The sequence below is a fragment of the Kouleothrix sp. 19917 genome (assembly GCF_057073505.1).
In genome coordinates this window covers 5,463,441-5,475,740 of the sequence record NZ_CP097099.1, presented here as the reverse complement: position 1 = coordinate 5,475,740, position 12,300 = coordinate 5,463,441, and the positions used below count along the sequence as shown (strand labels likewise).

The 12,300-nt window shown below is 65.7% G+C and carries 14 protein-coding genes; 8 read left to right on the top strand and 6 right to left on the bottom strand.

Annotated elements, in window-relative coordinates; all coding sequences use genetic code 11:
• Positions 1-8 precede the first annotated feature (8 nt).
• The 8 genes from M1P90_RS22140 (at position 9) to M1P90_RS22105 (ending at position 6,395) form a co-directional block, all read left to right on the top strand.
• Complete coding sequence (locus tag M1P90_RS22140) at positions 9-1,037, top strand: histone deacetylase family protein (protein WP_483697566.1); 1,029 nt, start codon at positions 9-11, stop codon at positions 1,035-1,037.
• Positions 1,038-1,040: 3 nt separating this feature from the next.
• Positions 1,041-2,219, top strand: a complete 1,179-nt coding sequence (locus tag M1P90_RS22135; protein ID WP_483697564.1) for a methyltransferase — start codon at positions 1,041-1,043, stop codon at positions 2,217-2,219.
• A gap of 25 nt (positions 2,220-2,244) precedes the next feature.
• The gene (gene hisH / locus M1P90_RS22130; RefSeq protein ID WP_483697563.1) at positions 2,245-2,949 is read left to right on the top strand and encodes an imidazole glycerol phosphate synthase subunit HisH; all 705 of its coding nucleotides are present in this window, start codon (positions 2,245-2,247) and stop codon (positions 2,947-2,949) included.
• Positions 2,950-2,958: 9 nt separating this feature from the next.
• A complete protein-coding gene (hisA, locus tag M1P90_RS22125) occupies positions 2,959-3,672 on the top strand; it encodes a 1-(5-phosphoribosyl)-5-[(5-phosphoribosylamino)methylideneamino]imidazole-4-carboxamide isomerase (protein ID WP_483697562.1) in 714 nt (237 codons plus the stop codon).
• A 66-nt stretch (positions 3,673-3,738) separates the two neighbouring features.
• The gene (locus M1P90_RS22120; RefSeq protein WP_483697561.1) at positions 3,739-4,854 is read left to right on the top strand and encodes a hypothetical protein; all 1,116 of its coding nucleotides are present in this window, start codon (positions 3,739-3,741) and stop codon (positions 4,852-4,854) included.
• Positions 4,855-4,857: 3 nt separating this feature from the next.
• The gene (gene hisF / locus M1P90_RS22115) at positions 4,858-5,652 is read left to right on the top strand and encodes an imidazole glycerol phosphate synthase subunit HisF (protein ID WP_483697560.1); all 795 of its coding nucleotides are present in this window, start codon (positions 4,858-4,860) and stop codon (positions 5,650-5,652) included.
• A gap of 11 nt (positions 5,653-5,663) precedes the next feature.
• Positions 5,664-5,933, top strand: coding sequence for a molybdopterin converting factor subunit 1 (gene moaD, locus M1P90_RS22110; protein ID WP_483697559.1), 270 nt, complete (start codon positions 5,664-5,666; stop codon positions 5,931-5,933).
• 18 nt (positions 5,934-5,951) lie between these two features.
• Positions 5,952-6,395 (top strand): molybdenum cofactor biosynthesis protein MoaE, encoded by a 444-nt coding sequence (locus tag M1P90_RS22105; protein ID WP_483697558.1) that lies wholly within the window; start codon positions 5,952-5,954, stop codon positions 6,393-6,395.
• 209 nt (positions 6,396-6,604) lie between these two features.
• Here M1P90_RS22105 and M1P90_RS22100 read toward each other — a convergent pair whose 3' ends face one another.
• The 6 genes from M1P90_RS22100 to M1P90_RS22075 all read right to left on the bottom strand — a co-directional run bounded on the left by M1P90_RS22100 (position 6,605) and on the right by M1P90_RS22075 (position 12,058).
• A complete protein-coding gene (locus M1P90_RS22100; RefSeq protein WP_483697556.1) occupies positions 6,605-6,796 on the bottom strand; it encodes a hypothetical protein in 192 nt (63 codons plus the stop codon).
• A 9-nt stretch (positions 6,797-6,805) separates the two neighbouring features.
• Positions 6,806-7,156 (bottom strand): ribosome silencing factor, encoded by a 351-nt coding sequence (gene rsfS / locus M1P90_RS22095; protein ID WP_483697555.1) that lies wholly within the window; start codon positions 7,154-7,156, stop codon positions 6,806-6,808.
• 77 nt (positions 7,157-7,233) lie between these two features.
• Positions 7,234-7,743: a CvpA family protein gene (locus M1P90_RS22090; protein ID WP_483697554.1), complete on the bottom strand. Its 510-nt coding sequence runs from the start codon at positions 7,741-7,743 to the stop codon at positions 7,234-7,236.
• A 150-nt stretch (positions 7,744-7,893) separates the two neighbouring features.
• Positions 7,894-9,171 (bottom strand): alkaline phosphatase family protein, encoded by a 1,278-nt coding sequence (locus tag M1P90_RS22085; RefSeq protein WP_483697553.1) that lies wholly within the window; start codon positions 9,169-9,171, stop codon positions 7,894-7,896.
• A 259-nt stretch (positions 9,172-9,430) separates the two neighbouring features.
• A complete protein-coding gene (locus M1P90_RS22080; RefSeq protein ID WP_483697552.1) occupies positions 9,431-10,621 on the bottom strand; it encodes an MFS transporter in 1,191 nt (396 codons plus the stop codon).
• A 255-nt stretch (positions 10,622-10,876) separates the two neighbouring features.
• Positions 10,877-12,058: a glycosyltransferase family 4 protein gene (locus M1P90_RS22075; protein WP_483697550.1), complete on the bottom strand. Its 1,182-nt coding sequence runs from the start codon at positions 12,056-12,058 to the stop codon at positions 10,877-10,879.
• Positions 12,059-12,300: the final 242 nt, after the last annotated feature.

Below are 12,300 nucleotides of genomic sequence, written 5' to 3'. Positions count from 1 at the left end.
TAACGCTTATGACGACAGCCATTACGCTCAACCCGCTCCACGAAGCCCACGACGAGCCCAGCCACGTCGAGCGCAAAACCCGCCTCCAGGCGATCGAGGCGGCGCTTAGCGAGAGCGGGCTGCGCGATGAGCTGCTTCTTCTTCCAACAGCACCAGCAACCGAGTCGCAGCTGCAGGCTGTTCACGACCGGCGTTTGGTCGAAACCGTGCGCTGGACCTCGACGCAGGACAATGCCTGGTTCGGCGTCGATACTTACACCACGCGCCAGACCTGGGAGGCCGCGTGCATGTCGGCTGGGGCGGCGATTGCGGCAGTCGATGCCGTGGCCGAGGGCCGCGCCAGCAACGCCTTTTCGCTTAGCCGCCCGCCCGGCCACCACGCCACGCCCAGCCAGCCCATGGGTTTCTGCTTCTTCAATAATGTTGCGGTGGCTGCACGCCACGCCTTTCTGCGCCACGGCCTCAGCCGCGTTGCGATAGTCGATTTCGATGTGCACCACGGCAACGGCACGCAAGATTGCTTCTACGACGATAGCACCGTGTTCTTCTGCTCGACCCACGCCTCGCCACTCTACCCCGGCACTGGCGGCGAGGGTGAGGTTGGCATTGAAGACGGCTACGGCACCACGCTCAACCTGCCGCTGCCCTACCGCACCGGCGATATGGGCTTCGCGCAGATGTACGACAAGGTTGTGCTGCCGGCGGTGCGTCGCTACTCGCCCGATATGATCCTGGTGTCGGCCGGCTACGACGCGCACTGGGACGACCCGCTTGGCCCGCTGTCGCTCTCGATTGCGGGCTATGGCATGCTGACGCAGCGGCTGATGGCGCTGGCCGACGAGCTGTGCGGCGGGCGGATCGTGTTTGTGCTCGAAGGCGGCTACAGCCTGCCCGCGCTGGCCGGCGGCGTGGTGGCGACTTTGCAGACCATGCTGGGCCGCCCAACGGTGGATGACCCGCTTGGCCCGGCCAATACCGCCGAGCCCGATCTGACAACGCTCATCCAGCGCACGCTCGACCGCCACCCAATTTTCTAGCTCATGAGCGACCGCGACGCGCCTTACGAGCAGCCGCGCACAACCGGCGTGCGCTTTGGCGCGCAGGCGCTGCAGCTCATTACAAAGCCGGGCATCCCGCACTGGGAGGCTCCCAGCCCGGCCGACCACCTGCTGTACGAAGAAGTACCATCGCTGCCCGGCACCACGCTCGTGCTTGGCGGCAACCCGGGCGCGCTGGGCGCGGCGCTGGCGCTGCGCAGCCCGGCCAGCCACGTGCTGCTGGCAAGCCCGAACTGCATCGCGCTGGACATGGCGCGGCGCACGCTGGCGGCAAACGGCATTGGCAACGCCACCGTGCTGGAAGGCACAAGCGTGCTGCCGGAATGGGCTGGCCGCTGCGGGTGCGCCGTGCTGCTGGCCCCGCCCGACCGCAAGCTGGCGCGGCGCTGGCTGCTCGAAGCGTGGCACGCGCTCGCGCCGGGCGGCGCGCTCTGGCTGGCCGGCGCGAACGATGAAGGCGTTCGCTCGATCATTGCCGATGCCGCCGAGCTATTTGGCGCCGCGCCGGTGCGGGCCTACCGGCAGGGTTGCCGCGTGAGCGAGGCGTTGCGCGCGCCGAGCGATGGCCCGCTGCCGGAGTGGGCAGGGTCGCCCGGCATTGCGCCCGGCACATGGCGCGAATTTGTGGTGGAACTGCGCGGGCAGCGCGTGCAGATTTGCAGCCTGGCGGGCGTGTTCGCGCACGACCGGCTGGACGCCGGCACGCAGCTGCTGCTCGAAACAGTTGCCGCGCCCACTGGTGCGCGCGTGCTCGATCTGGGCTGTGGCGCGGGCGTGATTGGTGCGCTGGCGGCGCGCATGGGCGCGGCCCACGCCGACCTGGCCGACGCCAACCTGCTAGCCGTGGCCTCGGCGGCTGAAACACTGGCGCGCAACGGCATTACAAACGCGCAAACCCGCGCCGCCGATGGCGTTCCGCCCGGCCCGGCCGGCACCTACGACGCAGTGCTGAGCAACCCGCCCTTCCACGTTGGCAAGGCGATCGACTACGCGGTGGCGCGTGCGTTCGTTGCGCAGACGCGGCGGGCGCTGCGGCCCGGCGGCCACTTCACGCTGGTAGCGAACGCATTTCTGCGCTACGACCAGCTATTACACGCGAATTTTGAGCATGTCGCCTGCATTGCGCAAACCGCGAGCTTCCGCGTCTGGCAGGCGTCCTAGCTGGGAAATGGTATAATACACGCCTATGAATACAGAAACCGAACGCCCAATCGCCGTGATCGACTATGGGGCCGGCAATTTGCGCAGCGTTGTGCGCGCGCTCACGCATGTGGGTGCGCCGCTCCATGTCACCAGCGACCCTGCCGACGTGCTCGGTGCGCCAATTGTGGTGCTGCCCGGCGTCGGCGCGACGCTTGACACCATGCAGAGTTTGGAGCGCCTGGGCCTGATCGAGCCGATCCGCGCCAGCGTACGCGCCAACAAGCCCTTTCTGGGCATCTGCGTGGGCATGCAGGTGCTGTGCGACACCAGCGAAGAGTTCGGCCCGCACCCCTGCCTGGGCGTGGTAGGCGGCAGCGTGCGGCGCCTGCCCGACGGGCAGAAAGTGCCACAGATCGGCTGGAACCAGCTGGCCTTTGGGCCGGGCTTTGGCGCGCATCCGCTCTTCGTCGGCATTCCCGACAACAGCGATTTCTATTTCGTACACTCCTACTACTGCGACCTGACCGACCCTGGCATAGTCGCGGCGCGAACCGACTACGGCCTCGCCTTTCCCAGCGCACTGGTGCGCGAAAACCTGGCTGCGGTGCAATTCCACCCCGAAAAAAGTGGGCGTTGGGGCCTGCAACTGCTAACCAACTTTGTAACCTGGGCACGCAGCCAGTCAGCAGCCGTAGCGCAGCACGAAGCCGCAGCGCCGTTTGTTGATGGCCCGCAGCCCGCTGTGTGAGTGCTGCCGATGAAAATTATTCCTGCCATTGACATCAAAGACGGGAAGTGCGTGCGGCTTTACCAGGGCGATTTCGCGCGCATGACGGTGTACGACAACGACCCGGCTGCGGTCGCCAGGCGCTGGGCTGAACAAGGCGCATACATGATCCACGTGGTCGATCTGGATGGCGCGCGCGAAGGCCACCCCGTCAACACCGACGTGATCCTTTCGATTGTGCAGTCGGTGCCGGTGCCCATCCAGATCGGCGGCGGCCTGCGCGACGAAAAGGCGGTTCTGGCCGCGCTGGGTTTGGGCGTGGCGCGCGTGGTGCTTGGCACCGCCGCCGTGCAGCAGCCCGCGCTGGTTGCGCGCCTGGTCGAGCGCTATGGCGACGAGATCGCCATTGGCGTGGATGCGCGCGACGGCATTGTCGCCACCGACGGCTGGACCACCCAGTCGCAGGTGACGGCCACGGCACTGGTCGATCACATGGCGACGCTGGGCGTGCGCCACATTATTTATACCGACATTGCGCGCGACGGCACGCTTTCCGAGCCGAATTTTGGCGCGATTGGCGCGCTGGTGCGGCCCGGCGGCCCGGCGATCATTGCCTCTGGCGGCGTGGGCCAGTTGACGCATATCGAGCGCCTGGCTGGCCTGGGCGTCGACGCAGTGATTGTCGGCAAGGCACTCTACACTGGCGACCTCAAGCTCGCCGACGCGATTGCCGCCACGAAATAACCCGCAAACCCAAAACATCGACGCGGGCCAGCCGGCCTGCATTCACCATCCGCAATCGGAGTCAGCATGACCAACAAGCCGAACAACGTCACCAGCAAATATGAAGAAGAGCGCCTGCGCGCCGCCGAGCAATCGCAGATCGTCTACCTGCAAGGCCAGATCGACGAACTGCGCCGCCTGATCAAGGACCAGACCAACAAATACAACTGGGCCATGGAGCAGGTGCGCAAAGTCGAAGCGACCGCCGCGCAGACCGAGGGCCTGTTCGAGCGCTACCGCCAGGAGGTTAGCCAGTCGCTCGACGGCTACCGGCGCGATATTGCCAACCTGCGCAAAGAAGTGGCCGGCGCGCTGATCAAGGTCGACGAGGGCAGCAAGCCGCTGCGCGAAATTCAAACGCAGATCCACCAGCTTGGCGAAGCGCGCCGGCAGGATCGCGACGCGGTGGCGAGCTGGCTGGTGCGGATTGAAGAGCTGGAGCAGCGCACGCTGACCTGGCAGGCCCAGATCCGCGAAGGCGAAGAGCGCCACCGTGGGCTCGCTGGCCAGCTCGAAGGGCTGTATGCCGCCGACGAGCAGGTGCGCGCCGAAAGCCGCAAGCTGGCCGAAGATCTGCAGATCGAAAAGCAAAGCCTGCGCCGCCAGGCCGTCGAAGCGCAGCAGCTTGTGGTCGATGTGCGCGCCATCCTCGACGACCACCATAGCCGCATCACGCGGCTGGACGAGATCCGCCAGTATATCGAAGGGCTAACCGTACACCTGCCCGAGCAGATCGAAGGCATCAACGCGCGCCTGCCCGAGATGATCAACGAAACCAAGCGCGTCGAGCGCGTATCGACCGAGCGCTTCCTGATGAACCAGGAGCGGCTTGAAGAATTGCGCCACCAGCAGGAAGACAAAGTTGTGGCGCTGCAGGAAACCGACGAGCAGCACTACCGCCAGATCAACGCATGGCTGGAGCGGCTGGACGTATGGGTGCGCGATATCGAGCAGCGCCTGGCGCGCAATGCTACGCGCTTCGAGCAGGTGCAGCAGGTGCACAGCCAGTATATGACCGACCTTGAGCGCGGCAATATGCGCTTTGTCGATGCGCTGGCAACCACGCTGCGCAGCCAGCTTGAGCAGTTCAAGGCCGAGCAGATCGAGCGCGGCGGCGACGCGAGCGAGAAAACGGGGCAGTAAGCGATGCTGACACGCCGCATCATCCCTTGTCTGGATGTCAAAAATGGGCGCGTCGTAAAGGGCGTGTCCTTTCTCAACCACCGCGACGCTGGCGACCCGGTGGCGCTGGCAGCCGCCTACGACGCGGCTGGCGCCGACGAGCTGGTGTTCTACGACATCACCGCCAGCAGCGACGAGCGCGCGATCATGGCCGAGGTGGTCGAGCGCACCGCCGCGCAGGTTTTCATCCCGCTCACGGTCGGCGGCGGCATCCGCAGCACCGAGGACATGTACCGTATGCTGCGCGCCGGGGCCGACAAAATTTCGATCAACACTGCCGCTGTGCTCAACCCACAGCTGATCGAAGAAGGCGCCAAGCGCTTTGGCTCGCAGTGTATCGTGCTCTCGATCGACGCGCGGCGCGTGCCCATTGCAGGGGCGCAGCATGCTGCGCCCCTGCAATGGGCCGTGTTCACCCACACCGGCGCAAACGCCCGCCCGACCGGGCTGGACGCGATTGAGTGGGCGCGGCGCGGCGTGGAGCTGGGCGCGGGCGAGCTGGTGATCAACAGCATGGATGCCGACGGCACCGGCAGCGGCTACGATCTGGCGCTGCTGCGCGCAATTTCCGCGCAGGTGGGCGTGCCGGTGATTGCGTCGGGCGGGGTGGGCGGGCCAGAGCATATGCTGGCCGGCTTGCGCGACGGCCAGGCCGACGCAGTGCTGGCGGCGTCGATCTTCCACTTTGGGCAGTATACGGTCGGGGATGTGAAGAACTACCTGGCCGGGCAGGGCGTGCCGGTGCGCGCCGCAGCATAGGAATGGGAAGCATGCAGGTAACGGTTCGCTATTTTGCCGGCCACCGCGACATCACTGGCCGCCAGCAGGAAACGCTTGAGCTGCCCGATGGCGCGACCGTCGGCACGCTGTGGGACGAGCTAACGGCGCGCTACCCGCGGCTGGAGCCGTATCGCCGCCGGTTGCTCTTTGCCGTCAACGAAGAGTATGGCACGCCCGAAACCGAGCTGCACAGCGGCGACGAGATCGCGTTTATTCCCCCGGTCAGCGGCGGGCGCTCGCATGCCGCCGACGCAGCGTGAAGGGAAAGGCTGGAAGCGATGACAACGCCCTTTTTCCATATCAGCAACGCGCCGCTCGACGCCACGCCGCTCCTGCCGCTGGTAGCCGCCCCCGACATGGGCGCGGTGGTGAGCTTCACGGGGATTGTGCGCAACAATTTCGGCGGCCGCGCAACCGCCTTTCTGGAGTACGAGGCCTTTGCGCCAATGGCGGTGAAGGTGCTGGCGCAGCTGGCCGAAGAAGCGCGCGCGCAGTGGGGCACCGGCCCGATCGCCATTCATCATCGCATCGGGCGGCTGGAAATTGGCGAAGCGGCGGTGCTGATCATCGTGGCTGCCCCGCACCGGCACGAAGCCTTTGAGGCGGCCGAGCAGATCATGGATCGCATCAAGCAGGTTGCGCCGATCTGGAAGAAAGAAATCTGGGCCGACGGCGCAAGCGAGTGGGTGGGCGACGAGCACGAGCGCAAGGCGAAGCTCTAGCGCACTGCCTTCAAAAACAGCAGCCAGGAACGATTACCACGAAGACACAAAGGGCTTGAGAATGCCATACTGCCCTGGTGTCTTCAGTTACTTTGTGGCTGTGTGAAAGGCGAAGCTTTGGGCGCTGTTCGGAGGCGTCAGGGTGAGTTCCGGGCAGGGAATCATGCGGCGTTCGGACACTCAACGCTGAGCTTGCAGAAGCGCGATTTTTACTGGAGCAGCATCTCGAAGTTCGGCCGATCGTCGCCGCCGGTGAGGCGGCGCAGGCCGCGCTGGATGGCGCGCAGCGTGCCTTCACCGATCCAGAACGTCAGCAGCGAACCAAGGATCAGGCCGAATGCGCTACCCAGCGCTGCGCCGAGGGCGAACAGGGCATAGCGTTTGCTGCGGTTGGTTTCCATAATGGCCCCTCATTGCACGACCACGACCGGGGTCGCTTTGCTCCAGAGACGTTCGAGACGATAAAAGTCGCGCAATGCGACTGAGAAGATATGCACCACAACGTCGCCATAGTCGAGCAGCACCCAGCCCGTGTCGGGCGTGCCCTCGATGCGGGCGTCGCGGCCGAACTCGCGGCCAATTGTTTCGTCGATTGAATCGACAATCGCCTTGAGCTGGCGGTCGCTTTCCCCCGTGCAGATCACGAAATAATCGGCAACGGCGCTGAGCTTCTGCAGATCCAGCATCACAATGTCGCTGGCCTGCTTATCTTCCGCTAGCTCAACAGCGCGGCGGGCTAATGTCGAGGATTCGATAATCATGTACTCCTAGCCGTGTATTCTACGCCTACGATTCTACCAGACTTGACGTTCGCTGTAAACTCGGAGTTGCAGCCCCGCTACCCCCCAGATAGCAAGCGCTGTACCGGAAGATGAAAGGGCGCGGGCAGAAATGCCAGCACCACCGAGCCAAGCACGCGCATAAGCTGCGGCGCGACGCGCGACTTCTCAAGCGCGCCGGCAAACAGGTCGGTAGAGAAAAATGCCGCCACCACCAGCACGACCGTGCAGACCAGCGCACCTTGCAGCACGCCCAGCACCCCGCCGATCAGGTGATCGAGCCAGCCGAGGAAGAGCAGCCCGACAAAGCGGCGCAGCAGCGTCGCCAGCAGGCTCACCACCGCGCTCACCGCCAGCAGCACAAACACAAAGCCCAGCACCTGCGCCAGCGCGTCGTTCGTGACGAATGACGAGATGGCGTCGGCGGCGCGCCCGCCATAGCGGTTGGCCAGCACCAGGCCGGCGATCAGCCCCACCACCGAAAGCACCTGGCGAATAAAGCCCCAGTAGATGCCGAGCAGGCCGCACAGGGCAATGACCCCAACGACAAAAAGGTCGAGCGTGCTCATAGGGTTCCTATGCAGGCGCCGAAATGGTGGTGGGTGCAGCGCGGCGTGGCGAACGATTTCGGTGCGGGTGAAATATCATCAAGCCCCGTTAGGGAACGTAAGTATACCACGGGCCGCGCCGTGCAAAATGAAAGGAAGATGACAGTCGCGCTAGCCGAATGGCAGCGCCAGCAGCACAGTTTCCATCTCGTCGGCGGTGAGGCCGCCGTGCGCGCCACGGTGCTTTTGCGCGAACCGATCCTGCTCGAACCACCACACCGCTTCACCACGGTAGGGCAGAACGACAAGATTGCCAACGCGGCCAAGAAACTCTGGCGAGGGCGTGGCAGTGCCGAAAAAGCCCTGCGCGATCATGTCGCTGGCGCGCCACACCTCGGCGCGGCCGGCCAGCGCCTGCGCCAGCATGGCCTGCGCGTCGTCGAGCGCTTCGTCGCGCACATACAGAAACATGTCGCGGCACGAGCCGGCCGGGGCAAGCACCCGCCCGTTTGCGTCGGTGCGCAGCAGCGGCACCAGCGCGGGCAATTGCTGGTTCACATACCAGGCCGTCGCGGGGTCGAGCGCGGTTTGCCCGTGGTCGGCTGTCAGCAGCAGCAGGGTGCGGCCGGGCGTGCGTTCCAGCGCGGGCAGCAGCAGTTGCTCCAGCGCCGCCAGGAACAGCGTGATCTCGGCCGCGACCTGCGGCGATTCTGGCCCGTAGCGGTGGCATGTTGCGTCAATCGCGTCGAAGTAGAGGAAGGCGTAGCGCGGCCCCTGCTGCCGGCCCAGCCAGCCCGTCATGTTCACTAGCGCCTCGGGCAGGGTGCGGTAGGAATAGAGATGCGCGCCATCGACCACCTGCTTGGTGTAGGGCGAAAAGGCGTAGGATGCGTGCTGAAACACTGCCGGCGCAACGCCGTTCTGCTTCAGCTCCTGGTAGAGGGTCTGGCGCGGGTAGAGCGTGCTGGCGCGCGCGCCCACGCGCTTCAGCGTGTCGCGGTCGCTGTCGCCCGCAAACGAGAACAGCAGCGGCGCAATGATCGCGTCGAGCTGCGGCTCGTAGTAAAACCACTCGAACACGCCGCTTGCGCCGGGCGGCAGGCCGGTGTGGATGGCGGTGACATGCGCGGCGGTGGTGGAAGGGAACTGCGCGGTGATTTTGGCGACCATGCCGTCGTTCGCAAAGCGGCGCAGTGCGGGCGCGCTGCCGAGATACTGTTCGACAAAGCGCCAGCCAAAGGCGTCGATAAACAGCAGCACCACGGTATCGTAGCGCTGGAGCAGGTCGGAGCGCCCGCCAAATGGCACACCGCCGCTGTCGCTCAGGCCCAGGCAGCGCCGCACCGTCTGCGGAATCTGCGCGAAATTGTAGTCGGCGTAGAGCGGGCGGACGAACTGCTCGCCCATGCGCGCGCCCGCGACGGCGTCAAGCGATTCCTGGTTGATCATGCGAACTCCTTACGCCAGTTGCAGGTTGGAATGTTTGCAGGTTGCAGGTTGCGCGGCTGACAACGGGAATAGTTCACCACAGAGACACAGAGACACAGAGGCACGGAGGGTTGCAAGTTGCAGGTTGGAAAGTTTGAATGTTTCGGATGACTGCCGACTGCTATCGGTTCCGTGGTTCTGTGGTTCCGTAGTTCAGCGGTTCTTGGTTCTCGGTTCTTGGTTCTTGGTTCTGCGCTTACCCGTTCACCCCGTCAACCGCTCACCGCATGCGCCGTGCCAGCAGCTCGAACAGCGCCGCCATCGCCAGCGTCATCACCAGCAGGCTCGGGCCAAGCACTTCCAGCCCGTAGGCCGCCGCCAGCACGCCGATCAGGCTGGGCAGCAGCGCGCCGCCCACGCTGGCCGAGGCCACTTCCAGCCCGACGCCATTGTCGGCGTGGCGCGTGCCAAGAAAGCCGGGCGTGGCCGAGATGAGCAGCGGGAACTGCGGCGCAAAGGCGATGCCCATCAGCGCGATGCCGCCAAAGGTCAGCCAGTTGGCGACGTTCAGCCAGATCAGCAGTGCGCCGAGCGCCGCCGCAACCATGCTGCCGCGCAGCAGTGTCGTGGGCGAGACGCGCCCAACCACGACGCCAAACACAATCCGCCCGAGCGTCAGGCTGGCCCAGTACAGGCTCACCCAGGTGCCGGCCACTTCGGTCGAGACGCCGCGCTCTTCGGTGAGCAGGCTGAACACCCAGTTGCCCACACCAACTTCTGCGCCGGTGTAAACGAAAAACAGCAGAATACCCAGCCATGTCATTGGCAGGCGCAGTGTTTCGAGCAGCGGCGCGCCGCGCACGGGGGCAGACGCATCCGCCTGTGGCGCGGGGCCGGCCCAGAGCTGGCGCGTCAGCGCGAAGGCCAGCGCGAGCAGCAGCAGCAGCGCGCCAACAATGAAATAGCCGGCCCGCCAGGTCAGGCCCAGCGTCAGCACGCCCGTCATGATCGCCGGCCCAATCGTCGCGCCAATGCCGAAGCAGGCATGGAGCCAGTTCATTGCGCGCGGGCTGAAGTGCGCGGCGGCGTAGGCGTTCAGCCCGCCGTCGATCGCGCCGCCGCTGGCGCCGGAAAGCACGCCCAGCGCCACCAGCACCGCCCAGCCCGGCGCGCCGCCCGAGGCCAGCAGCGCCAGCGCGGCCAGCGCGCAGCTCAGGCTGAGCATCACGCCGCCGCGCAGCAGGGCCAGCAGCCGCCCGCTCAGCGCGCTGGCGACCATATAGCCCACAGTGCTGCCGAACAGCAGCGCGCCCAGCGCGTCGAGCGGCAGGCCAAAGGTGCCGCGAATCGAAGGCCAGGCCACGCCCACCAGGCTGTTGATCAGGCCCAGCCCGACAAATGCGGCGTAGGCCAGCGCGATGATGAGCAGCCCAGTGCGGCGAGCAGGGGCGGCTAGGGTTGATTCTGCCATGTTTCACCAATTCAATGTTGCAGGTTAGCGAGTTGCGCGTTGCAGGTTCGTCAACGAGAAATTACCACGGAGACTGAAATTTACGATTGACGATTTGCGATTAACGATTGGGACGAGCGATGGCGGGCAGAATGAACCGCAAAAGACGCAAAGGGCGCGAAGAGCGCAAAGGATTGCAAGTTCGCAGGTTGGAAAGTTTGAAGGTTTCGGATTACTGCCTCCTGCCCACTGCCTCCTGGCTACTGCCAGTTGCGCTCACCCCGCCACCGCCGCCACCGTGCGCCGGGCCACTTCGTCCCAGCGGCATGTTTCGAGCACAAAGGCCCGCCCGCGCCGGCCCATTTCGGCGCGCAGCGCGCGGCTGGCAAGCAGCATGTCGAGCGCGGCGGCGAACTCACCGAAGCTGCCGAAGTGCACGCCCGCGCCGCTGGCCTCGGCAAAGCCACGCGTCACCGCGCAGCGGCTGTGCACCAGCGCGGGCGTGCCTTGCAGCCAGGCTTCCATCAGCACAATCGAGAAGCTTTCGTGCAGCGAAGGATGCACAAACACGTCGGCAGCGGCGTAGGCGTCGTGGCGCTCTTGCACGCTCACGTCGCCCAGGTCGAACACCAGATCGCGCAGCGCGGGCGGCACGTCCATCGGGTCGCGGCCAGTGCGAATAAGCCGCAGCGCGCCGCCGCGCCGCGCCCAGTATTCGCGCGCATAGCTCAGCAGCAGCGGCACATTTTTGCTCAGGTCGGCGCGGCCGGCGTACATCAGCAGCGGGCCGTGCAGGCCGCGCCGCGCACGAAACGCCGCGCCATCGCCCACGGGCGCGAGGTCGATGCCCTCACCAGCGACCACCACCTGTTCGGGTGGCAGATCATACAGCCGCAGGGCCAGGTCGCGCTCGGCCGGGCTGTTCGCCAGTGCGCGGCGGGCGTGCTGGAACAGCCAGCGCACCGTGCTGTAGCGCGCATAGGGCTCGTCGTGCAGGCAGGGAAGCAGGTGCGCGCGCGGGCCGGCCAGCAGCGCGCCCCAGAAACTGGTCGGGAAGGGATAGAGCACAAACACGAACTGCCGCCCGTCCTGCTCGGCCGCCACCGCTTCCAGCAAGGCATCACTGGAGGCGAGCGAGGCCAGCAGCCGCAGCTCGTGGTCGGGGAAGGCGGGCAGCGTGCCGTGCAGCCCACGGCTGGCGACCGCCGGCGGCACGCGCGGTTCGACGCTCGGCGGCGTGATTGGGAAGCGGCGGATCGGCACGCCGTTCAGCTCGTCGGGGCCGGCCGGGTAGTAGGGCGCGGGCGGCGCAAACGAGTCGCGGCCATCGCTGGCCCACACCTCGACTGGCACGCCAAGCGCGTGGATGGCTTCGGCCAACTGGCGCGCCTGCGTCTCCGCGCCGCCGGCTGTGTCGCGGCCATACCAGGGAACAACAATCGTGATCGTGTCGGGCATGGAGTTCAACCTGCCAGAACCAAGAACTGACAAAGAGCGTATTGCAATACGCCCAGACAAATAATCGTGTGTCTTCGTGCCTTCGTGGTTAAAACGTGCAGCATCCGCGCCGAAACACGACTGAGCGCCGCAAATTCACCAATTTTGAGCCACATAGCTTTGCTCAGCTGAACGTGTGCATGCAGCGCGAGCATACACCTTGACATGGTGATCGAGTCAAGTGGGCAGACTCTGTGTTTTTT

Excerpts from the sequence above, each read along its gene's own strand:
- M1P90_RS22140 (WP_483697566.1), top strand. The coding sequence starts at position 9 with ATGACGACAGCCATTACGCTCAACCCGCTCCACGAAGCCCACGACGAG.
- M1P90_RS22135 (WP_483697564.1), top strand. The coding sequence starts at position 1,041 with ATGAGCGACCGCGACGCGCCTTACGAGCAGCCGCGCACAACCGGCGTG.
- hisH (WP_483697563.1), top strand. The coding sequence starts at position 2,245 with ATGAATACAGAAACCGAACGCCCAATCGCCGTGATCGACTATGGGGCC.
- hisA (WP_483697562.1), top strand. The coding sequence starts at position 2,959 with ATGAAAATTATTCCTGCCATTGACATCAAAGACGGGAAGTGCGTGCGG.
- M1P90_RS22120 (WP_483697561.1), top strand. The coding sequence starts at position 3,739 with ATGACCAACAAGCCGAACAACGTCACCAGCAAATATGAAGAAGAGCGC.
- hisF (WP_483697560.1), top strand. The coding sequence starts at position 4,858 with ATGCTGACACGCCGCATCATCCCTTGTCTGGATGTCAAAAATGGGCGC.
- moaD (WP_483697559.1), top strand. The coding sequence starts at position 5,664 with ATGCAGGTAACGGTTCGCTATTTTGCCGGCCACCGCGACATCACTGGC.
- M1P90_RS22105 (WP_483697558.1), top strand. The coding sequence starts at position 5,952 with ATGACAACGCCCTTTTTCCATATCAGCAACGCGCCGCTCGACGCCACG.
- M1P90_RS22100 (WP_483697556.1), bottom strand. The coding sequence starts at position 6,796 with ATGGAAACCAACCGCAGCAAACGCTATGCCCTGTTCGCCCTCGGCGCA.
- rsfS (WP_483697555.1), bottom strand. The coding sequence starts at position 7,156 with ATGATTATCGAATCCTCGACATTAGCCCGCCGCGCTGTTGAGCTAGCG.
- M1P90_RS22090 (WP_483697554.1), bottom strand. The coding sequence starts at position 7,743 with ATGAGCACGCTCGACCTTTTTGTCGTTGGGGTCATTGCCCTGTGCGGC.
- M1P90_RS22085 (WP_483697553.1), bottom strand. The coding sequence starts at position 9,171 with ATGATCAACCAGGAATCGCTTGACGCCGTCGCGGGCGCGCGCATGGGC.
- M1P90_RS22080 (WP_483697552.1), bottom strand. The coding sequence starts at position 10,621 with ATGGCAGAATCAACCCTAGCCGCCCCTGCTCGCCGCACTGGGCTGCTC.
- M1P90_RS22075 (WP_483697550.1), bottom strand. The coding sequence starts at position 12,058 with ATGCCCGACACGATCACGATTGTTGTTCCCTGGTATGGCCGCGACACA.